This window comes from Polynucleobacter sp. IMCC 30228 (assembly GCF_021395205.1).
Taxonomy (GTDB): domain Bacteria; phylum Pseudomonadota; class Gammaproteobacteria; order Burkholderiales; family Burkholderiaceae; genus Polynucleobacter.
Genome location: NZ_JAJVCS010000002.1, coordinates 155,523 through 175,326, shown reverse-complemented (window position 1 = coordinate 175,326; position 19,804 = coordinate 155,523). Strand labels below are relative to the sequence as shown.

Annotated in this window: 22 protein-coding genes; 11 read left to right on the top strand and 11 right to left on the bottom strand. The window is 46.4% G+C overall.

Translation table 11 applies throughout. The annotated features are described in order from the left end of the window. Positions 1-5: 5 nt before the first annotated feature. The 4 genes from apbC to LZT21_RS04695 form a co-directional block, all read right to left on the bottom strand. Positions 6-1,094, bottom strand: coding sequence for an iron-sulfur cluster carrier protein ApbC (gene apbC, locus LZT21_RS04710; RefSeq protein WP_233923891.1), 1,089 nt, complete (start codon positions 1,092-1,094; stop codon positions 6-8). 20 nt (positions 1,095-1,114) lie between these two features. Beyond that, on the bottom strand, positions 1,115-2,056 hold the full coding sequence (locus tag LZT21_RS04705) for an anion permease (RefSeq protein ID WP_370634790.1): 942 nt from the start codon (positions 2,054-2,056) through the stop codon (positions 1,115-1,117). Between the two features lie 95 nt (positions 2,057-2,151). Then, positions 2,152-2,799: a DUF47 domain-containing protein gene (locus LZT21_RS04700; RefSeq protein ID WP_233923889.1), complete on the bottom strand. Its 648-nt coding sequence runs from the start codon at positions 2,797-2,799 to the stop codon at positions 2,152-2,154. Positions 2,800-2,897: 98 nt separating this feature from the next. Next, a complete protein-coding gene (locus LZT21_RS04695) occupies positions 2,898-3,704 on the bottom strand; it encodes a DUF3047 domain-containing protein (RefSeq protein ID WP_233936068.1) in 807 nt (268 codons plus the stop codon). An 86-nt stretch (positions 3,705-3,790) separates the two neighbouring features. Here LZT21_RS04695 and LZT21_RS04690 point away from each other — a divergent pair, with 86 nt between their 5' ends. The 6 genes from LZT21_RS04690 to LZT21_RS04665 are packed head-to-tail and all read left to right on the top strand — an operon-like array spanning position 3,791 to position 10,190. Then, entirely contained in the window at positions 3,791-4,699 is a 909-nt protein-coding gene (locus LZT21_RS04690) for an NAD(P)-dependent oxidoreductase (RefSeq protein WP_233989538.1), read from the top strand. A 22-nt stretch (positions 4,700-4,721) separates the two neighbouring features. After that, positions 4,722-6,248, top strand: a complete 1,527-nt coding sequence (locus LZT21_RS04685; protein ID WP_233923886.1) for a glycosyltransferase family 39 protein — start codon at positions 4,722-4,724, stop codon at positions 6,246-6,248. Next, positions 6,245-7,288, top strand: a complete 1,044-nt coding sequence (locus LZT21_RS04680; protein ID WP_233989536.1) for a lysylphosphatidylglycerol synthase transmembrane domain-containing protein — start codon at positions 6,245-6,247, stop codon at positions 7,286-7,288. Before LZT21_RS04685 ends, LZT21_RS04680 begins: the two co-directional genes overlap by 4 nt. Positions 7,289-7,297: 9 nt before the next feature. Next, on the top strand, positions 7,298-8,542 hold the full coding sequence (locus tag LZT21_RS04675; RefSeq protein ID WP_233989534.1) for a glycosyltransferase family 9 protein: 1,245 nt from the start codon (positions 7,298-7,300) through the stop codon (positions 8,540-8,542). Then, complete coding sequence (locus tag LZT21_RS04670; protein ID WP_233989527.1) at positions 8,529-9,311, top strand: phosphatase PAP2 family protein; 783 nt, start codon at positions 8,529-8,531, stop codon at positions 9,309-9,311. Before LZT21_RS04675 ends, LZT21_RS04670 begins: the two co-directional genes overlap by 14 nt. Before the next feature lie 27 nt (positions 9,312-9,338). Then, a complete protein-coding gene (locus LZT21_RS04665) occupies positions 9,339-10,190 on the top strand; it encodes a 23S rRNA (adenine(2030)-N(6))-methyltransferase RlmJ (RefSeq protein WP_233989525.1) in 852 nt (283 codons plus the stop codon). An 18-nt stretch (positions 10,191-10,208) separates the two neighbouring features. On the opposite strand, the gene LZT21_RS04660 is transcribed toward LZT21_RS04665, so the two are convergent. The 6 genes from LZT21_RS04660 to LZT21_RS04635 are packed head-to-tail and all read right to left on the bottom strand — an operon-like array spanning position 10,209 to position 14,250. After that, positions 10,209-11,153, bottom strand: a complete 945-nt coding sequence (locus LZT21_RS04660) for an LD-carboxypeptidase (protein WP_233936056.1) — start codon at positions 11,151-11,153, stop codon at positions 10,209-10,211. Further along, positions 11,150-11,602 carry a tRNA adenosine(34) deaminase TadA gene (tadA, locus tag LZT21_RS04655; RefSeq protein WP_255696404.1) on the bottom strand — a complete coding sequence of 151 codons (453 nt, stop codon included), beginning with the start codon at positions 11,600-11,602 and terminating at the stop codon, positions 11,150-11,152. Before tadA ends, LZT21_RS04660 begins: the two co-directional genes overlap by 4 nt. 4 nt (positions 11,603-11,606) lie before the next feature. Continuing rightward, positions 11,607-12,077, bottom strand: coding sequence for a 6-carboxytetrahydropterin synthase QueD (gene queD / locus LZT21_RS04650; protein ID WP_233989795.1), 471 nt, complete (start codon positions 12,075-12,077; stop codon positions 11,607-11,609). Position 12,078: 1 nt separating this feature from the next. Beyond that, positions 12,079-12,732, bottom strand: a complete 654-nt coding sequence (gene queE / locus LZT21_RS04645) for a 7-carboxy-7-deazaguanine synthase (protein WP_233923879.1) — start codon at positions 12,730-12,732, stop codon at positions 12,079-12,081. Between the two features lie 40 nt (positions 12,733-12,772). After that, positions 12,773-13,501, bottom strand: a complete 729-nt coding sequence (locus tag LZT21_RS04640) for a hypothetical protein (protein WP_233923878.1) — start codon at positions 13,499-13,501, stop codon at positions 12,773-12,775. Further along, the gene (locus LZT21_RS04635) at positions 13,477-14,250 is read right to left on the bottom strand and encodes a hypothetical protein (RefSeq protein WP_233923877.1); all 774 of its coding nucleotides are present in this window, start codon (positions 14,248-14,250) and stop codon (positions 13,477-13,479) included. The genes LZT21_RS04640 and LZT21_RS04635 overlap by 25 nt, the downstream gene beginning before the upstream one ends. Between LZT21_RS04635 and LZT21_RS11860 the strand changes: the two genes are divergently transcribed. Genes LZT21_RS11860 through LZT21_RS04615 form a run of 5 tightly spaced genes read left to right on the top strand, consistent with a single transcriptional unit; the run spans position 14,244 to position 18,170 of the window. Beyond that, complete coding sequence (locus tag LZT21_RS11860; protein WP_255696402.1) at positions 14,244-14,366, top strand: hypothetical protein; 123 nt, start codon at positions 14,244-14,246, stop codon at positions 14,364-14,366. The two genes, LZT21_RS04635 and LZT21_RS11860, sit on opposite strands and share 7 nt — an antisense overlap. 48 nt (positions 14,367-14,414) lie before the next feature. After that, positions 14,415-15,395, top strand: coding sequence for a tripartite tricarboxylate transporter substrate binding protein (locus LZT21_RS04630; protein WP_233923876.1), 981 nt, complete (start codon positions 14,415-14,417; stop codon positions 15,393-15,395). 4 nt (positions 15,396-15,399) lie between these two features. Next, positions 15,400-16,299 (top strand): N-formylglutamate amidohydrolase, encoded by a 900-nt coding sequence (locus LZT21_RS04625; RefSeq protein WP_233989516.1) that lies wholly within the window; start codon positions 15,400-15,402, stop codon positions 16,297-16,299. Between the two features lie 7 nt (positions 16,300-16,306). Then, on the top strand, positions 16,307-17,191 hold the full coding sequence (locus LZT21_RS04620) for an oxaloacetate decarboxylase (protein ID WP_233989514.1): 885 nt from the start codon (positions 16,307-16,309) through the stop codon (positions 17,189-17,191). A gap of 1 nt (position 17,192) precedes the next feature. After that, positions 17,193-18,170 (top strand): tripartite tricarboxylate transporter substrate binding protein, encoded by a 978-nt coding sequence (locus LZT21_RS04615; RefSeq protein WP_233989512.1) that lies wholly within the window; start codon positions 17,193-17,195, stop codon positions 18,168-18,170. Positions 18,171-18,193: 23 nt separating this feature from the next. Here LZT21_RS04615 and guaA read toward each other — a convergent pair whose 3' ends face one another. After that, positions 18,194-19,801, bottom strand: coding sequence for a glutamine-hydrolyzing GMP synthase (guaA, locus tag LZT21_RS04610; protein WP_233989510.1), 1,608 nt, complete (start codon positions 19,799-19,801; stop codon positions 18,194-18,196). Positions 19,802-19,804: the final 3 nt, after the last annotated feature.

Sequence of the window (19,804 nt, the reverse complement as noted above, 5' to 3'; positions counted from 1 at the left end):
GCGCTTCAAGTATTTTGCACCACAATATTGGGGAACTTACTGCTCATATCTTTCGCCAATGTTCCCACCCGAATGGCAATTTGACGAGCCATATTTTTATAAATTGCGCTAATTGGCCCATCTGGATTAGCGATCACGGTTGGCATGCCAGCATCGGCGTCTTCACGAATAGATAGATTCAAAGGTAAGGCGCCGAGAAAATCGACCTTATAGTCACTGCACATTTTCTGCCCGCCGCCAGTACCAAAAACGTGTTCCTCATTGCCACACTTAGGGCAAATATAGGTACTCATATTTTCAATCACCCCAACAATGGGAATGCTGACTTTTTCAAACATCTTGAGACCCTTGCGCGCATCTAATAAGGCGATGTCTTGTGGGGTGGTAATAATGACAGCACCAGTAACCGGAACTTTCTGCGCTAGTGTGAGCTGAATGTCGCCAGTACCGGGTGGCATATCGACGATTAAATAATCGAGATCACGCCAACGCGTTTGATTTAACAATTGCTCAAGCGCAGAAGTGACCATCGGGCCACGCCAGACCATGGGATTATCTGCATCAATTAAAAAACCGATTGAACTAGCCTGAATTCCGTGCCCCATCATGGGCTCAATAGTGTTAGCCTCAAGTGATTCAGGGCGTCCTTGAATACCTAACAACATGGGCTGACTTGGGCCATATATATCAGCATCTAAAATCCCCACTTGAGCACCCTCGGCTGCTAATGCTAAAGCAAGATTGACTGCGGTAGTCGATTTTCCAACACCACCTTTACCACTGGCAATTGCAATAATATTTTTGACACCAGGCAATAATTTGACCCCTCGCTGTACAGCATGGGCGACAATATTACTGGCAATGGTGATGTTGACTTTAGTCACACCAGGTATTGCACTTACAGCACTCATCGCCAAGCCACGAATCAAATCAAACTGGCTTTTAGCTGGATAAGCCAAGACAATGTCAAAACTCACATCGCCTGCAGCAACCTGCAAATTACGAATGCATTTTCCGGCAAGCAAATCAATTTTTGTATTAGGGTCAATAACTTGCTTTAATGCCTCTTGAACTACTTCTACGGTAACAGCCAAAGGATTCTCCAGATAATCAATTAAAACAATAACAAGCTAAGGTAATACACGAGGGCTGCCATGATAGCAGTAGCAGGAATTGTAAATATCCAAGCCCATATAATATTGCTAGCGATCCCCCAGCGTACTGCACTAGCCCTTTGGGTAGACCCTACCCCTACAATAGCCCCAGCAATAGTATGGGTAGTAGAGACTGGTATGCCAAAGCTGCTAGCTAAAAATAAGGTGATTGCACCCCCTGTTTCAGCGCAAAACCCTCCTACTGGCTTTAATTTAGTTAGCTTTTGACCCATCGTGCGCACTATTCGCCATCCACCAAACATGGTGCCGAAAGCAATTGCAAAATAACACGTCAAGATAACCCAATATGGGGGCGCAGTGGCAGCAGCGTCGATATACCCTGTAATAATCAACATGAGCCAAATAATTCCAATGGTTTTTTGCGAGTCATTGCCGCCGTGCCCCAAACTATAAGCGCCAGCAGAAATAAGTTGTAAGCGTCTAAACCAACGATCAGTTCGCGAAGGCGTTTGGCCCCGGCAAAGCCAAAATACCACTAACATCATTAGGGAGCCAAATAAGAATCCAAGCAATGGTGAGATAACGATAAAAGCGACCGTTTTCAAAATACCACTCCAGACAAGTCCAGCAAACCCTGCTTTTGGTATAGTGGCGCCCACCAAACCACCAATCAAGGCATGCGAAGAACTCGAAGGTATTCCGTAATACCAAGTAATTACATTCCAAGTAATAGCCCCTACCAAAGCGCCAAAGATGACATGCAAATCAATCGTATTCGGGTCGACAATGCCCTTGCCAACGGTAGCGGCAACACTGAGATGAAAAATGGCAATCGCAAGAAAATTAAAAAAAGCGGCAAAGATAACTGCTTGATGTGGTTTTAAAACTCCAGTAGAAACAACCGTTGCAATTGAATTGGCTGCATCATGAAAACCATTCATGAAATCAAATAGGAGCGCTAATAACACCAGTAGCACTACAACCCAAAATGCAACTTCAAGCGCTAGCAAATTAATCTACCTTAAAAATACAACAATTAAGAGTTCTCAAGTACGATACCTTCAACCAAATTAGCTACGTCCTCGCATTTATCAGTAGCCTCTTCCAGCAACTCATAAATACGCTGTAGTTTAATTAGCTCGCGCACTTCTATTTCTTCACGAAATAATTTAGCAATCGAAGTAGAAAGTAGGCGATCAGCATCCGATTCAAGGCGATCGATTTCCTCGCAAGTTTTAAGCGTATCTTTCGCTACTTCAGGATCGGAAATGGATTTTAGACAAGCGATCACATTCTTCACTCGCCCACAACATTGCGTACAAATTTCAGCCATCTTTAACATTTCAGGGGTCATTTGCTTGACGTCATACAAATGCATTGCTTCGGTCGCATTCTGAATTAAATCAGCAACATCATCCATGGTATTAGTTAAAGAAAAAATCTGATCTCGATCAATCGGTGTAATAAAAGTTTTATGTAGCCGCCGATTCACTTCTTTGACCACAATATCGGCAGCATTCTCGGCGCTATCTACCTCCTGCGAATATTTCAAACGCAGCGTTTCATCGCTGTAATTCTTAATAAATTTTAGGAAGGCTTCAGAAGCTGCAAGAATATGGTTGGCATGCTCATTAAACAACTCAAAGAAATTGCCATCGTGGGGCATCAACTTACTAAAAAACATGAGTTTGGTTCCTTTGCATAAATGAGGCCATGAAGACAATCTGGGTGAGTCATTCTAAAGGAAGTTACTTTACCTTTAATAAAGCCAACGACAAGGTCCTAAGGCTTAGTACTCTTCCGTACTATCTCAATATCACCATAGAACGCTTTGACTTCGGAATGGGTATTGTCAGTATCCGTCAAGATGCCCACCCCAATCAAATTACCTGGGGCTTCGCCATAGGCAGCAAAATAATCCGCCGAAAGGTCGCGTTGATGTTTGCGCCATTCCCCAACCCCTTCCCAGCCCGAATCGACTACCACCATTTTGATGCGTGCTGAATTGGCATTAGGAATAATGCTATCGACTACTCCTTTACCTGCCCAGATATACATTAAGGTTGCATAAGGCATTTCTTGGCCACTAATTAAGTTAGCCATCTCAAATGCCAAGCGATCTTTTAAGGGGAGTTTTGACTTGTTACCATCAAACGCAATTAAGATACGTAGCGGAGCGTCATCAGTTGTACGCTCGGCATTATCTGCAGTCGGAATCGAACCCCCGGCTTTCCACTCCCATTGCAACCAGGCATTTTTAGGCGACTGGGGCTTGAGCTTCACAGCTAAGCCAGATGCAGCTGACTGCGCATTAGCGCTTAAGACAGTGCGGCCTTGATAATTCTCTAAGCGATAAACAGTATTTTTCTTATAAGGTGCCAAACGATAAAACTGCCAACCTTTAGGCAGCCCAGTTTGCCCGCTTTGGACTGAAAATTTCATTACTGAATCTTGGGGATCTACCCGATCAGCGTTCGAAACTCCGCCGGCCTGACCATCTGCAGAGACCAAAATGGGCCCGCTGCAGGCAGCCAGCTGAAGCGCTACTGCAACGATGACTAGGCGGCTAAAAAGAGGACTTAACTTCATCAATTGGAATTGTCCCAGAGATTCTGCGCAGACCAGTCTAAAATCACCTTTTCATCATTTTTATTCACCCCTTTAAAGACTCGATCATGACAAACACCTCAGTAAAAAGCGCCAACCCTGCGCAATGCAAAATTGGTTTTATTGGTACCGGCATTATGGGCAACAGTATGGCCGGTCATTTGCTCGCTGGTGGATATCCAGTACAGGTCTTTAACCGCACGAAGGAAAAAGCTGCTGGCCTCATTGCGCGCGGCGCCACTTGGGCCAACTCGCTGGCGGAACTAGCTGCGCAAGCAGATGTGATTATTACTATTATTGGCTATCCCCGCGATGTCGAAGAGACCTATTTGGGCCCGCAGGGCATTTTGGCTAATGCAAAGAATGGCGCCATAGCCATCGACATGACCACTTCCAGCCCTGCTTTAGCGGTACAAATTGCTGCCGCAGGATCTAAAAAAGGGGTTGCCTGCCTCGATGCGCCAGTGTCAGGTGGCGATGTGGGTGCCCGTGATGCCAAACTCTCCATCATGGTTGGCGGAGATGCTACAGCCTTTGACCAAGTACTCCCCCTCTTTCAACTGATGGGCAACAATATTGCGCTCTTAGGGCCTGCTGGTTCTGGACAAAATACTAAACTTTGCAACCAAATTGTGATTGCCTCAACCATTATGGGAGTGTGTGAAGGCCTTTCGTTCGCCAAAAAAGCCGGTCTCGATCCTTTGGCTGTACTCAAAGTGATTGGCAGCGGAGCTGCTAGTAGCACCCAATTAAATATGTTGGGGCCAAAAATGGTACAAGGAGACTTTGCCCCCGGCTTCATGATTGAACATTTAGTGAAAGACCTAGGGATATCGATTACCGAGTCAGAGCAAATGGGTCTCAATTTACCGGGCTTAAAACAAGCCAAAAAACTCTACGATCTTTTAATGACCAAAGAACTGGGTCGTTCCGGCACACAAGCCCTTTTTAAGGTGTACTTGGAAAACTTAGCCTAAACAGGCTGCTTCAACAGCTCGCATGACAACTTTCTTGCGCCCGTCAGTACTACTGCGCTGGGTTTTAGGCTGCGTGCTTGGTGCGGCATTAATTCATTTGGCGCTGGGCTTTGCCGTTGAATTTTCAGTCGACGAAGCGCACTATGCCTTATATGCCAAACACCTGGCTTGGAGTTATTTTGATCACCCTCCTTTAGTTGGCTGGATTCAATGGCCTTTAGTTGCCAATGACTTCAGTGAGGGTGTGATCCGCTTCATACCTGAACTGCTGTGGCTCATTTCATGTGTATTGGTGTATTACATCACTAACGATTTAATACTGTATCTACAAACCAAAACTCGCAACTCGCTAGCCCAGCAATTACCCTCAAAACAAATGGCTAGTGTTGCTGCTGTGCTTGCCATTGTCTTAGCGCCATTGCCACACGTTTTAGCAATTGGCCTCTTACCCGATTCGCTTTTAACCCCGTTAGTATTAACTTTATTATGGCTGGCCATTTGCTGGCTGCAACAAGCGCAGCAGTTTTACGTTTGGCAATGGGTGGTCTTGGGTGTAGTCCTAGGCTTAGCCGGTTTAAGTAAATACACTGCCATTTTTAGTGCACTTGCGCTTGCGCTGGTTTTTTTAGTATCTCCACGTAAGAACTGGCTCAATCAGTCTGGTTTTTGGCTAGCGTGTTTCATTGCACTCGTTGCGATCAGTCCGATTATTTTCTGGAATTGGGCCCATGCGTGGATTTCCTTTCAATACCAAATCAATCATGGCGGCGGCGGTACTTGGTCTTGGTTGGGTATAGCGCGATTTTTTGGACTGCAATTGTTAGCCTATGGAGTCTTACTGCCAATCGGCGGCGGTATTTTTATCCGTTACTTTCTGAAGCTTGATAAACCGCAACTACTCGCTTTGTTAAGCTTCTTTTTCTTGCCATTTATTCTTTTTGCAATTCTCTCTGCTGGCGGTGGTCTACCTCATTGGACAAGCCCCGCTTGGTTTTGTTTAGCGCCTTTTGCTGGTATTGGCCTAGCTGGGCTGTGGCAAAAATCATATCGTTGGTTGCTCAGCATTTGCGCAGGAACGCAATTATTGCTTTGCTTATTAGGCTTCACCTTAGTATTTATCGGTGGCATCAGTTTTAGGGGGCAACCAAATAATCCCATCGCTGATCTGTATGGCTGGAATTTAGCAGGAGCCCGAGCTGCGCAACTAGTACAAGAGAAACAAGCTGCTGGAACTGCAGTACAAAATTGGACTCTGGCTAGTCGCTTAGCTTGGTATAGCGAGCCTTTACCGGTTTTTGTCATCGACCAGCGTCAAGATCAATTTGATCTCTGGTTTGGCCCTTTACCAGAAAATGCCAACGTTATCTTGGTGAACTGGTCAGGCCTACCGTTTGCCGCGCCAGTGAATACAAGCGATCCGCGGGGTTATTTTAGTACTTGCGAAACCATCGAGAGCCTTACTATTAACCGCTTTAACCAAGCTTTATCCCGCTTTGACTTCAGCTTTTGTCAGGGCTGGCACCCCAAAGCATTATCCTTACGCCTATGAGCAAAAATAGGCCCTTATACGCCGCCCCTCAACCCGCCTGGAAAACCATTCTCAAGCGCAGTTGGCCCACTATTCGTATTTTGTTGTCGATTGCCCTGTTATGGAAAGCCACCAGTGGCATCGACTGGCATGCACTTTTTACGACTGAATTAAAAATGCAACCCCTTTGGTTTATTGGGGCGGTATTAGCTATTTTCTCAGCGTTTACTTGTGGCGGTATTCGTTGGGCCCTCTTGATGCGTAAAGTAGGCTTTCAAGGGAGTGTCTTTGCTTACATTAAGTTGTATTTTGCTGGCACCTTAATTAATCAGGGCTTGCCTAGCACCTTGGGTGGCGATAGTTACCGGGCTGTTACCGGCAGCCACCTGACCGCTGATGACAAGGTTGGCGGCAAAAAAGAGCTTGATGAGGAATTGCATCATGAAGTCGATTTAGGGCACGCCACACCAAAGTTACGCCTAGGTTTTGCGATGACTTTAATTGATCGTATGCTGGGCTTAGCAGGTAACAACTTATTAGGTGGGATTGGCTTGGTATTAGGTGGCGCTACGCTAGCTAGCTGGGGGGTTGAATTAGGTTACGGCGTAATTGCAATCATGCTCTTTGCTGGCATAGTTGGTGCGCTCATTTTAATTTGGGGGCCCAGCCTCAGGCTCTTAGAAAAAATCTTGGCGCGCTTTCGCATGATGGCTACCTTACCAGGCATTCGTTTTGCTTTTGGTTTTCCTATAACCATTGCCCAAGTGACTTTCTCAATTGGCATTCACTGCTTTAATATCGTTGCGCTAGGCTGCTGCTTAAAGGCCTATGGGGCTGCCGTTCCAGTAGAAGCGCTGATGATTGGTTTGCCTGCTCTCAGTTTGCTGCTCATGCTGCCGATTAGTATTTCTGGTTGGGGGCTACGCGAAGCCACACTCTCCTCGGTACTCGTTTTATGGGGAGTGGAACCCTCTTTAACCGTGTTAGCCTCAGTTAGCTTTGGTGCATTCTCTGCGCTCTGTGCTCTACCTGGCGTTTATCCCATTTTAAAATTTAAATAAGCGTACCGAATGAGTATTCGTGTCAATACCATGCGAAGCATCGACCATTGGGTGGGGGTGCCACTCTGCGCAATCATCAGCCCGCTAATTTCAGTACTCGATCGCCTGCAAAGCGCATTTAAACCAGCATTACAAACGCCACGTAAATTACTGTTTATTGAATTATCCGAAATGGGTAGCGCAATATTAGTTGATCCAGCCATGCGCGAAGCCCAAGCTCGCGGAGCAGAAATTTACTTTCTTATTTTTAAAAGTAATCGTGCGAGCTTAAGCTTGTTAAACACTGTAAAGCCAGAAAATGTTTTTACCATTGATTCATCGGGCTTATTTAGCCTGATGCGCGACTCGGTGGTTTTTTTATGGCAAGCACGACAGCAGCGAATTGATACCGTAATTGACCTCGAATTATTTTCTCGCTTTACCGCCCTCTTAACAGGGCTCTGTGGTGCACAACGGCGGGTTGGTTATCATATTTTTCACGGTGAGGGATTATGGCGCGGCACCATGCTAACGCGTAAGGTGCATTACAACCCCCATATTCATATCGCTAAAAACTTTATTTCTTTGGTGCATGCGGCATTTGCAACTGCCATTGAAATTCCTTTTAGTAAAATTACCATTCCCGATTCTGCGATTCGTATTCAGCAAGCCAAGATCGATCTACAGGTTCTACAAACTGTACAAGAGCGCATTATTGGCTTAGCTCGGCAACTCGCTATTCCGTTTGCTGCTCAAGCCCAACGCCTCATCCTCGTCAATCCCAATGCCAGCGATTTGTTGCCCCAACGCCGCTGGGCACCGCAACGGTTTGCTGAGCTCATTGCGGCAATCCATACCCGCTGGCCAAACGATCTCATCCTCATTACCGGCTCGGCCAATGAAGTTGCTTATGTTGAAGCCATTCGCTTAGAAGCAAAGGTGGAGCGTGCGATTAACTTTGCTGGCAAAGTAAGTTTTGGCGAATTACCTGCTTTATATACGCTGGCTAAAGTCATGGTTACCAATGATTCGGGTCCCGGTCATTTTTCTTCGGTTACCCAATTACGTACGGTGGTGCTTTTTGGCCCAGAAACTCCAGCCTTATATGGCTCGCTCGGCCGCTCGATTCCCATTACTGCGCAGCTTGCCTGCTCCCCTTGTGTAAGCGCAGCTAATCATCGCAAAACGCCTTGTCAAGATAATGTCTGTATGCAGGCTATTACCGTTGCAGAAGTGATGGTCAAGGTCGCAGTGCAACTGGATGCCACCGATTAATCGCGCACCGCGGCTGCTATTCTGGCTTTTGCCCCTACTTCCCATTGCGTTGGGGCTTGGTTTATTTGTCTCCCACCAACAGGTTAGTTCGTTTTTAGCACTCAATGAAGCTAGCCAAATTCTTCCGAACTGGGCCTGGGCAGCATTTACGTATTTAGGTAACGGTTGGGGCCTTTTTGCGATTGCCTTCCCGCTGCTTATTTTTGCGCCACGGGCTTTAAGTGCTGGTATTTTTGCTGGGGCCTTAACAGCGGTCATTAGCTCTATTCTGAAGCCGCTGCTAAGCCTACCCCGGCCTTCTGGTGTGCTGGCTGAAGGCAGTTTTTTTCGCTTTGGCGATATGTTGTTAAGCAACTCCATGCCATCAGGTCATACGCTCACTGCTTTTGCTGTGGCCACAGCAATATTTTTCTGTGCTAAGCAAACCTTACGCACCCCCCTTCTGCTTTTATTTCTCCTCGCTATTTTGGTGGGAATTTCACGCAGTGCCCTCGGCGTGCATTGGCTGAGCGATGTGTTAGTGGCAGCGGGTTTAGGCTTTTGGTGCGGCCTCATTGGTGCCTATCTAGCCGATAAAATACCTCGCAAACAACTCCTAGCCAATGGCTGGTGGCCACGCTTTATTGCCTTGGGTGGCCTTATTACCATCTATATTTTGCTAAATACCTCTCTCGATTTTGCTGAAAACCAGTATTTACAAAATCTTGGGGTAATGCTTATTTTCCTCACCCTCATCGTTTTTGGTCTCCGCCAAAAAACGTCTGCCTAGTCATTCACTTCTTCATCATGCATTGTTATGTTTAGTTACCGCCATGCTTTTCATGCTGGTGGACATGCTGACATGTTGAAGCATCTTGTGCTTATTGAGTTAATTCACTACCTCCAAGAAAAACCAGGGGCAGTCACTTTTATTGATACGCATGCTGGTGCTGGCATTTATCACTTGCAAGACGGCTTTGCGCAAATCAGTAAAGAAGCGCAATGGGGTATTGAACGCTTAACCACCAAATTAGTACCCTCTTTTCAAAACTTATTTCAGCAAGTTCAGCTTGAAAACCAAACTGAGTCCTTATCTATTTATCCAGGTTCTCCCTTTATTTTGGCGAGGCTCTTAAGACCGCAAGACCGCCTCAAATTATTTGAATTACATCCCCAAGAAATTTTGATTCTGCAAAGAAATGTAGCGCAACTACCCAATGCCAAACAAATTGATGTCTATGCCAGCAATGGCTTTAGTGGACTTAAAGCATTATTACCTCCACCCGGGCGCAGGGGCTTAGTTTTAATTGACCCTGCTTATGAAGATAAAAATGATTATCGCCAGATTGAAACCACGCTTGCTGAAGGTTTGCAACGTTTCGCTACAGGTTGTTTTGCCATTTGGTATCCCATTCTGCCGCGGCGAGAATCGATCGCTTTAGCTGCGCGCTTAAAAAAAATCATTATGAGTTACTCAAGACCTTGGCTGCAAGCAGAGTTGCGGGTAGCGAATAATCCAAGTGAGCGGCGCTTACAAGCGAGTGGGATGTTAGTTGTGAACCCGCCCTGGACTCTAAATGAAAAATTGAAGCTTGCTTTACCAGCTCTGCAGGAGGCTCTGGCACAAGACTCTAAAGCCAGCTTTCATTTAAGTGGTGCCGAAGTTTAGCCTGCTTAGGCGTAATTCCTACCAATGTGCCTGCAGGTCAAATCCGCTTAAATTGGCTGTCAAATTAGCCTGCGCGCCCACCGGTAAAGTCAATTTTTCAGGGCAATGGCCAAATGGCAAGCCCATTAAAATCGGAATCGAGCTTGGCAGGCGCTCGCGCAACCAAGCCACAGCGGCTGAGAAATCGTAACCACGATCATTGTCAAGTAGTCGATAGCCCGAAAAATCGCCTAATAAAATGGCCTGCTGCTGTGCAAAGACCCCAGCCTCTAATAACTGAATGAGCATGCGCTCAAGCCGATAAGGATGTTCGTTAATGTCTTCTAAAAATAAAATTCCGCCCCGAGTTTGCTCAGCGCTCGGCATAAACTCACTACCGATTAAGGTGCATAAAATAGTAAGATTGCCACCCCACAAGATGCCCTTTAGTGCTACTGCATTTTGCTTCGCTCCCAGATAGGGTTGTGCTTTTAGAACTTGGCAATCTAATTGACGTGCGTTGATTGCCTGTTGAAAATGCTGCCACATGAAAGCATTGGGGGGAATGGGCTCACCTGCTGCATTCACTCGCCCAAAATCGTAATTCAGCATTGGGCCCGCCAAGCTAATCGCACCTGTTTTAGCCAATAGGCCTAATTGCAGCGCAGTGAAATCGCTATGTCCGCATAGTTGCACGCCCCGCTTTACTGTATTCGCTAATGCAACCCAGTCAATACTCGGCAAAATACGCTGCAAACCATAACCACCGCGCATGGCCATTACAGTCGTGTCAGGATCAAGCTTGGCAAGCGCATTGAGCTCAGCTAAGCGCTCAACGTCAGTTCCAGCAAAGCGCTGATGAACTCGTTTCACACAAGCAAGGTTCTCTACGGCAATACCCTGCTCAATCAAGTAGCGCACCGCATTATCAGGGCTACGTTGCTCAAGCGCTGCACCAGAGGGGGCAATGAGATGAATTTTCATCTGCGGCGGGCCTCAAAAAAGGTGCGTAATACATGACCACAGTCATCACCTAAAACACCACCGGTGACGGCAGTTTGATGATTAATTTGCGATTCACCAAAGATGTTAAGGACGCTGCCAGCCGCTCCTGTTTTAGGGTCAGGCGCTCCATAAACAACACGTTCGATACGCGCATGCAGCATCGCCCCGCAACACATCGCACAGGGCTCGAGGGTGACATAGAGCGTGGTATCTGGTAAACGATAGTTTGCAAGCTGCGCTGCAGCTAAACGCAAAACATTCATTTCAGCATGTGCGCTCGGGTCGTGTTTAGCAATAGGCTGATTAAAACTACGAGCGAGGACCGCGCCATTTTTAACCAATACTGCCCCCACCGGAACTTCTCCTTGGGCGGCCGCTAATTGTGCTTGTTCCAATGCTAGCCTCATAAAATCAATATCAGCATTCATCAAATTAAACTGCTACCGTCACTGAACTAAAAACATCAGCCCAACAATTAGGCGTTTCGTACAAACGAATTGAAGCTAAAGTCAGGCGCCCCTGAAATGAGTCCTTAAAAACAGGCTCAAGTATCTGAAAAGCGGTTCGCGCTAAATTTTCTACGGTAGGCACATCAGCCAAAACGACAGTTTTATGATTTGGCATACTTGCTAAAAAAGTAACGACGCGCTGGTCTTCCTGCGCTACTAAAAAAGCGTGATCCCATAAACTCACTAAATGCACTTGTGTTAAGTGCTTAACTTCACCAAAATCAAGCACCATACCATCATCGGCAGCGCCAGGATGCTGCAAAATCTCGCCAGCAAGTGTGATCTCTAAAGCATAACGATGACCATGCAAATGGGCGCATTGACCCTCGTGGTGGGGAATACGGTGACCTGCATCAAACTCGAACCGCCTAGTAATCGTAATCATAGGGCTAATATTAAGGCATCCCAATGTATTTATGGGTTTGAAGACTTAAACGCCACAAGGGTCTTTTTTGGCAAAGCTGTACTGCTAAAGCGGTATTCGCTGTGCGCTCTACACCATCAATGGGTTGTAAAAAACGATGTCGGTAGTCCATGCTCTCAAATCGTTTCAACAACATCTCCAATTGAGTATGGCCATTTTGTGGCACCGCCAATTTAATTTCATCGGCTTGTTTGACCACCAACTCAGTGCCTGCCTTCGGGCTCACACACACCCAGTCGATTCCGGCGGGCAATGGTAAGGTGCCATTGGTTTCAACGGCAATTTCGAACTGAAGCGCGTGTAAGGCTTGCAGAAGAGCTTCGTCTAACTGCAAGAGCGGCTCTCCTCCAGTAAAAACCACATAGCGGTAATGACGGCCGGCAGCGGTAGTTAGCCAGGCAGCTTCAATTGCACTCGCTAACTCGCCAGCAATCGAAAATTTTCCACCACCAATACCATCAACACCAATAAAATCGGTATCGCAAAATTGGCAAATAGCAGTAGCACGATCTTCCTCACGTCCGCTCCAAAGATTGCAGCCTGAAAACCGACAAAATACAGCAGCACGTCCAGCATGCGCGCCTTCACCCTGTAAGGTAGGAAAAATTTCTTTAACGCTATACATTAATTAAATTGCTGGGTGAATAAATTAGCTAGGAAAGAATTTATTTCCATGACTGCAGCTCCCACTCTAAATAATCCTCCCAAAATGAGCCAGACCAACTCATGCCGCCTAATAAATAGCGCCCCATGCTACGGCGAATCGCCCAGCGTCCAATTTCGGGTACTAGCCAAGTTTCTTCATTGCGTAAGCTAGCGAAACGTGAAACATCATTACTTTCAAAATAGGGTGAGTCGCTACTGTATTTCAAGGCGACAAATGATCCAGCTGGCGTACGAATTTTTTCCCAAGCAATTGCTGAAATAGTGACTAGCCAAGCAAAGTCAGCATCTGGGTAACCGAGCACTTGATAACGATCGCGATAAGAACCAGACCAGCCCAGCTCTAATTTTTCAGGCCATATTGGTAGTGGACGAATAAACTTTTGCGCAGGTTGCCAATGCGGATCTTGAATGATCTTGCCCCAAGGTCCTTGAACTTCATCGGGTAAGGGGCCTATTTTATTAGAGTTACGTTGGATGCGAATTTGCTCGCCTACTTGCACCACCGTTTCTGTAACGACATCGAGTGTCTCTTGGTTAAAAATATTCCGCACGGCGTAAACCCATTGCTGCCCCACTTGAGGTGCTCGCATTTGGGGAGGTACACTCGGCGTTGGGCTTACAGTTGCAGCAGGATAAGGAATCGGGGTGAGACAAGCACTGGGTAAGGCGCCTATAGCGATTAAACAAACACGGCGCGATAAATTTATTTCCAAGAGCTTAGCTGCCAAACATATTCATTTTCTAAAAATGGCGATTGCATAACACCAATTAACATATACGATCCCGATGATTCCCGTGCTACCCAGCGCCCAATTTGCGGGGCAAACCAGCAGGTTTCTCGCCAAATGCAATTAATTTTATTCGCATCGGGACTAGTGTAGTTAACTAAACTACTAAATTTTAATGCGGTAAATGTGCCAGCTGGAACCGTGATGGTTTCCCAAGCGCTAGCACTCATATATTCTTCCCATGAAAAGGTATAGCCCGCATTGCCAGCTACCTGATATTTGGTATTGGTTTGCTTACTCCAGGATGCATTTAATTGTTGGGGCCAGGCTGGTACTCCTGGGTTAAATAACAATAAGGTTTTCCAGTTGGGATTCGCTAAAAAAGTGCCCCATGGGCCTTGCACTTCATTGCCCATTGAACCAATTGGTTCATTGATTTGATTGATATCTTTCATAATGGCACCAAAGGCACCAGAACTCGTATTGGCTGATGCTGTGCTCGTATCCATCGAGCGGGTAATGACAATTTGCGAGCCCACCGACTGCACCCGTTCGGTTAAGGTGCCCAGCGTATTGCCATTAAACATATCCCGCTGTAAATAAGACCACTCTTGACCCACCTGCGGTGGACGCACTGCCGGCATCGGACTTGGCGCAGGCACAGCAGTCCCGCGTAAATAACCGATTGAACCACAGCCAAAGGGAGCCAGAGCGGCAGACAGCATAAAAAGGCGACGTGAAAATGGCATTGATTGCTCCAGTTCGTAAATTAGCGGATGCTTCAGACCCTTATGATAAACAATTTACCTTGTTGCTGGCCGCGCTCAAGTGCATTGAATTCATTGAGTGCGGTAAGGTAAACTGACAAGCCATTAAACGCCAACTCTTCTTGTTTTTGGTACTGAGGAATCCTATGCCTAGATTGCGTCAGTTGCTCCATCTTCTCTTGGGGGCCCTGCTGTTCTGCGGCTTACCTACTTTTGCCCAGAGTAATTACCCCGATCAACCAGTGAAGCTAATCGTTCCTTTTGGCCCTGGTGGATCAACCGATCTGGCTGCACGCCTCATCGCTGAATATGCCGGCCGTGAATTAGGTCAGCAAATCATTGTAGAAAACCGGGCTGGCGCTGGCGGATCGGTTGGCATGGAGGTTGTCGCGAAAGCAAAGCCCGATGGCTATACCCTAGGAATGGCCACCATGAGTACGCATGGGGCTAATTCAGCGGTGTATGCCGGAAAACTCAAGTATGACCCGATTAAAGACTTCGCGCCCATTACTAATGTGGCGGCAACGCCGAGCGTATTTGCGGTCAATCCAAAAGTGCCGGCTAACACCATGCAGCAATTCATTGCCTTAGCTCAAGCTAATCCCAATAAATATACCTTTGCTACCCCTGGCACCGGTTCATTAGGGCATGCCAACGTTGAGTACTTTGCCATGCTCGCCAAAATTCGTTTACTGCATGTCCCTTATAAAGGTGCAGGCGCAGCAATGAATGATGCGTTAGCAGGGCAAGTCGATGCCATTACTGATAACCTACCCTCAGCATTACCGCAAATTAAAGCAGGGCGTTTACGAGCCTTAGCGGTACTGGCAGAAAAACGCTCACCCGCCCTACCCGACGTGCCCACCTATGGCGAATTAGGGTTTCCGCAAATGGGTGGTGGTGGCTGGTTTGGGATTGTGGCCCCCGCCGGTACCCCACCGAGCATTATTGCTAAGCTCAATAAAGCGATCCATCAGGGCATGAAAAATCCTGAATTTATTAAGAAGCTTGAGGAATCTGGTGCGATTGCTATACCTGGAACACCCGCTGAATTTGCCAAGCAGATTCAGCAAGCAATTGACCGATATCAGCGCATCGCTAAAGTGGCCAACATTCAAGTTGACTAAGGCCATGATCGGCTCTCAAAACTCGCCTTATCGCTTGCTTGAACCAGCCGATTCAGCCATCCCTTTGGTTTGTGACTCACCACATAGTGGTACCGAATATCCTGCAGATTTTTGTCATGTTGTACCGCGAGCCCAACTCAGGGGGGGCGAAGATACCCATGTTGATCAACTCTGGCGCGCCGCTCCTAGTGTTGGAGCCACCTTACTGTTAGCTAACTTTCCTCGCACTTACATCGACCTAAACCGCACAGCGAACGATATTGATCCTCTGTTATTAGATGGCGATTGGCCAGAACCATTGTCTCCAAGCGAGAAAAGTCGCTTGGGTTACGGCTTAATTTGGCGAAAACTAAACGCTGCCACTGTAATTTATGATCGCCAATTGAGCGTAAACGAAGTACAGCAACGCATTCAAAACTATTATCGCCCGTATCATGCAGCGCTAGCACAAGCCATCGAAAATAGCATGCAACGGTTCGGCGGGGTATGGCATTTAAATTTACACTCAATGCCAAATAATGCCTACGAACGCTTACAGATAAAAAATAATCCTCATCCTTTGGCCGACTTTGTGCTTGGCGATCGCGATGGCACCACCTGTGAGCCAGAATTTATGAATCTGATCGAACAATATTTGCGCACGCTGGGTTACACAGTTGCTCGCAACGATCCATATAAAGGTATGCAACTCATAGCGCAGATTGGTCAACCTAATAAAAATCGACATAGCCTTCAAGTCGAAATTCGTCGACCCATCTATATGAATGAAGCAAGCCGAGAGCCGAATGCAAATTTTCAAACGGTGCAAAACGATATCACCCAGTTGCTAAAAAAGATTGCCGAGTATTTAAGTGAGCGTTCTTCACCAACCCTTCAGCAAACACATCAAGTAAAAAATGAATAGGATCGCGATGCCTTCTCAAAGAGACACTTTTAATCAAAGACTTGCTAGCCCTGGCTTAATTGTTGCCCCCGGAGTATTTGAAATGGTCTCGCTCAGATTGGCAGACCGCATGAATTTTGATGCTCTGTATATGACCGGCTATGGCACCGTAGCCTCTCTTTTAGGCCTTCCCGATGCGGGCTTAGCCACTTATACTGACATGGTTGGCAGAGTTACCGCAATGGCTGGCATGGCTAAGACACCGCTTATTGCGGATGGCGATACCGGTTATGGGGGCTTATTAAATGTGCGGCATACCGTTCGCGGATATGAAACAGCTGGCGCAGTAGCGATTCAATTAGAGGATCAAGAGTTTCCCAAAAAATGTGGCCATACCCCTGGAAGACGCGTCATACCGCTGGCAGAGATGGTTAAAAAAATTGAGGTTGCAGTTGCTTCAAGGGTCGACCCGCAATTTAAAATTATCGCCAGAACTGATGCCAGAACTACGTTAGGCTTGGATGAAGCGTTAAAAAGAGGTGAAGCCTATGCTCGTGCTGGAGCGGATATATTATTTATTGAATCCCCTGAAAATCTAAACGAGATCAGACGCATTGGCGAAACTTTTCCCAACCATCCATTGGTTGCCAATATGGTGGAAAAAGGTCGTACCCCTATTTTGTCAAAATTAGAATTAGAGCAATGTGGATTTAAGCTTGCAATCTTTCCGGTTACGGCTTTATTGGCCTCAGTTCAAGCGATGACTAAGGTCTACGAGCACTTTAAACATTCAGGGTCTTCCATTGATAACCCAGTCGACTTATATGACTTTGGCGAGCTTTCCGAGTTAATGGGCTTTCAAGATGTTTGGGAATTTGAAAAACGGTTTGTAGAAACAAAGCGAGGGAACTGAGATGAAATTACACAAATACCTATTGCATGGACTTTTAGTCGGAACATTTATTTTCTCGCTCACCTCACATGCGCAAACGAACTATCCTAATCGACCCATACGCCTCATTATTCCATTCACTCCTGGTGGGGTGACAGATACTTCAGGCCGCTTTATTGCAGAACAGCTTTCTTTAAAATTAGGGCAACAAGTCATTGCTGATAATCGCCCTGGAGCATCTGGCAATATCGGCACGCAAATGGTGGCTGCTGCCGAGCCCGATGGATATACCCTGCTCCTAGGTTATGCCGGAACTTTATCGATCAACCCATCACTTTTTGACAAAATCTCGTTTGATAGCGTAAAAGATTTTGCGCCCGTTGGCAAAATTGGCGATGCAATTTTGATTGTGGTGGCAAACAATGATTTCCAAGGCAAAACTTTAGCTGATGTGATTGCCATCTCCAAAAAAGATCCGAATGGCTTATCTTATGGCACCTCTGGTGCTGGCGGAACGCCGCATATTGCTGGTGAATTACTCAAGCAAAAAACTGGTGCTAATTTAGTTCACGTGCCTTACAAAGGCGGTGGGCAGGCCTTAATTGATTTATTAGGCGGGAACATCCCCTTGGTTTACACCGCTGTGGCGGGTGCTAACCAATATGTAAAATCAGGGCGCATTAAAGCCATTGCAGTCTCAAGCGCAAAAAGAAGTCCAAGCATGCCAGATGTACCTACTTTTACCGAGTCAGGCATCAAAGAGTTTGAAATAGATGATTGGGTAGGTTTGTTGGCTCCGGCAAAAACACCCAAACCTATTTTGATTAAATTAAACCAAGCCTTAAATGAAATTTTGAACTCACCAGAGGGAAAGACTAGACTCTTAGCAATGGGTATTACTCCATCACCCGGCACCCCTGAAAAATTTGGTGAGCAAATTAAGGGGGATTTAATTAGGTTTGCCCCAATTGTTAAGAGCATGCAAATAAAGTCTGAATAAAGGCTTGATGAGGTAAATAAATTCTACTCCCACTCAATCGTAGCGGGTGGCTTACCACTAATATCATAGACCACACGATTGATTCCGCGCACCTCATTAATAATTCGGTTAGATACACGCCCTAATAGTTCATGAGGCAAATGCGCCCAATGTGCGGTCATAAAATCTTGAGTCTGCACTGCACGCAAAGCTACAACATATTCGTAAGTGCGACCATCGCCCATTACCCCTACTGATTTGACTGGTAGAAATACCGCAAAAGCTTGACTCGTTAAGTCGTACCATGATTTTCCGCTAACTCCATCAATCGTGTTGCGCAATTCTTCAATAAAAATGGCATCGGCATGACGCAGCAAATCAGCGTATTCAGCCTTCACTTCACCTAAGATGCGCACACCCAAACCAGGGCCTGGAAAGGGATGGCGATAGACCATTTCACGGGGTAGACCTAGCGCCACACCCAACTCGCGTACCTCATCCTTGAATAATTCACGTAAGGGTTCGAGTAATTTCAAGTGCATATCATCTGGTAAACCGCCTACATTGTGGTGACTCTTAATGGTATGAGCACCCTTTTTACCTTTGCCAGCAGACTCAATGACATCCGGATAAATAGTGCCTTGCGCTAACCACTTGGCATTTTTAATTTTGATGGATTCAGCTTGAAATACGTCAATAAATTCTTTGCCAATAATTTTACGTTTCATCTCGGGATCGCTTACGCCTGCTAGCTGCGCCATAAATTGTTCAGCTGCATCCACCCGAATAACCTTCACCCCTAAATTACGGGCAAACATTTCCATCACCATTTCACCTTCATTCAAGCGCAATAAACCATGATCGACAAATACACAAGTAAGTTGATTACCAATCGCTTGATGAATTAATGCTGCGGCAACGCTCGAGTCAACGCCTCCCGATAAACCTAAAATTACTTCATCGCTGCCAACTTGTGCGCGAATATGCGCGATGGCCTCGCTAATGTAATCGCCCATCACCCAATCGCCTGGGCAATGACAAATATCATGTACAAAACGCTGCAAGATGGCTTCGCCCTGCAGGGTATGGGTTACTTCTGGATGAAACTGAAAACCATAAAATTGTTTGGCTTCATCGGCCATGCCAGCAATGGGGCAAGCGGCGGTTGAGGCCATTAATTGAAAGCCAGGAGGCATAGTCGTGACCGAATCACCATGACTCATCCAGACCTTCAGCATGCCATGACCATCAGTAGTCACAAAATCTTCAATGCCTTTTAAAAGGGCAGTATGGCCATGTGCTCGAACTTCTGCGTAACCAAATTCGCGGGCTTTACCCAGCGTCTCGGCTGACGCAACCGCACCGCCCAATTGCTCAGCCATGGTTTGCATGCCATAACAAATGCCAAGTACTGGCACACCTAATTCAAAAACAATTTGTGGGGCTCTAGGACTAGCGCTGCTAGTAACTGAATTTGGACCGCCAGAAAGAATAATGCCTTTGCAGTCGTCTTGCTCTACTAAACGTCGAATCAGTTCAGGAGCGCAATCGTAAGGATGAATTTCGCAATAGACTTTTGCTTCACGGATACGGCGGGCAATGAGTTGGGTTACTTGGGAACCAAAATCAAGAATAAGAATCTTAGCGTGCACAGC

Coding starts and splice junctions, on each gene's coding strand:
- LZT21_RS04675 (WP_233989534.1), top strand. CDS start 7,298: ATGAGTATTCGTGTCAATACCATGCGAAGCATCGACCATTGGGTGGGG.
- LZT21_RS04630 (WP_233923876.1), top strand. CDS start 14,415: ATGCCTAGATTGCGTCAGTTGCTCCATCTTCTCTTGGGGGCCCTGCTG.
- LZT21_RS04625 (WP_233989516.1), top strand. CDS start 15,400: ATGATCGGCTCTCAAAACTCGCCTTATCGCTTGCTTGAACCAGCCGAT.
- LZT21_RS04695 (WP_233936068.1), bottom strand. CDS start 3,704: ATGAAGTTAAGTCCTCTTTTTAGCCGCCTAGTCATCGTTGCAGTAGCG.
- LZT21_RS04700 (WP_233923889.1), bottom strand. CDS start 2,799: ATGTTTTTTAGTAAGTTGATGCCCCACGATGGCAATTTCTTTGAGTTG.
- LZT21_RS04620 (WP_233989514.1), top strand. CDS start 16,307: ATGCCTTCTCAAAGAGACACTTTTAATCAAAGACTTGCTAGCCCTGGC.
- LZT21_RS04665 (WP_233989525.1), top strand. CDS start 9,339: ATGTTTAGTTACCGCCATGCTTTTCATGCTGGTGGACATGCTGACATG.
- LZT21_RS11860 (WP_255696402.1), top strand. CDS start 14,244: ATGGCATTGATTGCTCCAGTTCGTAAATTAGCGGATGCTTCAGACCCT.
- LZT21_RS04685 (WP_233923886.1), top strand. CDS start 4,722: ATGACAACTTTCTTGCGCCCGTCAGTACTACTGCGCTGGGTTTTAGGC.
- LZT21_RS04615 (WP_233989512.1), top strand. CDS start 17,193: ATGAAATTACACAAATACCTATTGCATGGACTTTTAGTCGGAACATTT.
- LZT21_RS04690 (WP_233989538.1), top strand. CDS start 3,791: ATGACAAACACCTCAGTAAAAAGCGCCAACCCTGCGCAATGCAAAATT.
- LZT21_RS04670 (WP_233989527.1), top strand. CDS start 8,529: ATGCCACCGATTAATCGCGCACCGCGGCTGCTATTCTGGCTTTTGCCC.
- LZT21_RS04660 (WP_233936056.1), bottom strand. CDS start 11,153: ATGAAAATTCATCTCATTGCCCCCTCTGGTGCAGCGCTTGAGCAACGT.
- LZT21_RS04635 (WP_233923877.1), bottom strand. CDS start 14,250: ATGCCATTTTCACGTCGCCTTTTTATGCTGTCTGCCGCTCTGGCTCCC.
- tadA (WP_255696404.1), bottom strand. CDS start 11,602: ATGAATGCTGATATTGATTTTATGAGGCTAGCATTGGAACAAGCACAA.
- queE (WP_233923879.1), bottom strand. CDS start 12,732: ATGTATAGCGTTAAAGAAATTTTTCCTACCTTACAGGGTGAAGGCGCG.
- LZT21_RS04680 (WP_233989536.1), top strand. CDS start 6,245: ATGAGCAAAAATAGGCCCTTATACGCCGCCCCTCAACCCGCCTGGAAA.
- LZT21_RS04705 (WP_370634790.1), bottom strand. CDS start 2,056: ATGAATGGTTTTCATGATGCAGCCAATTCAATTGCAACGGTTGTTTCT.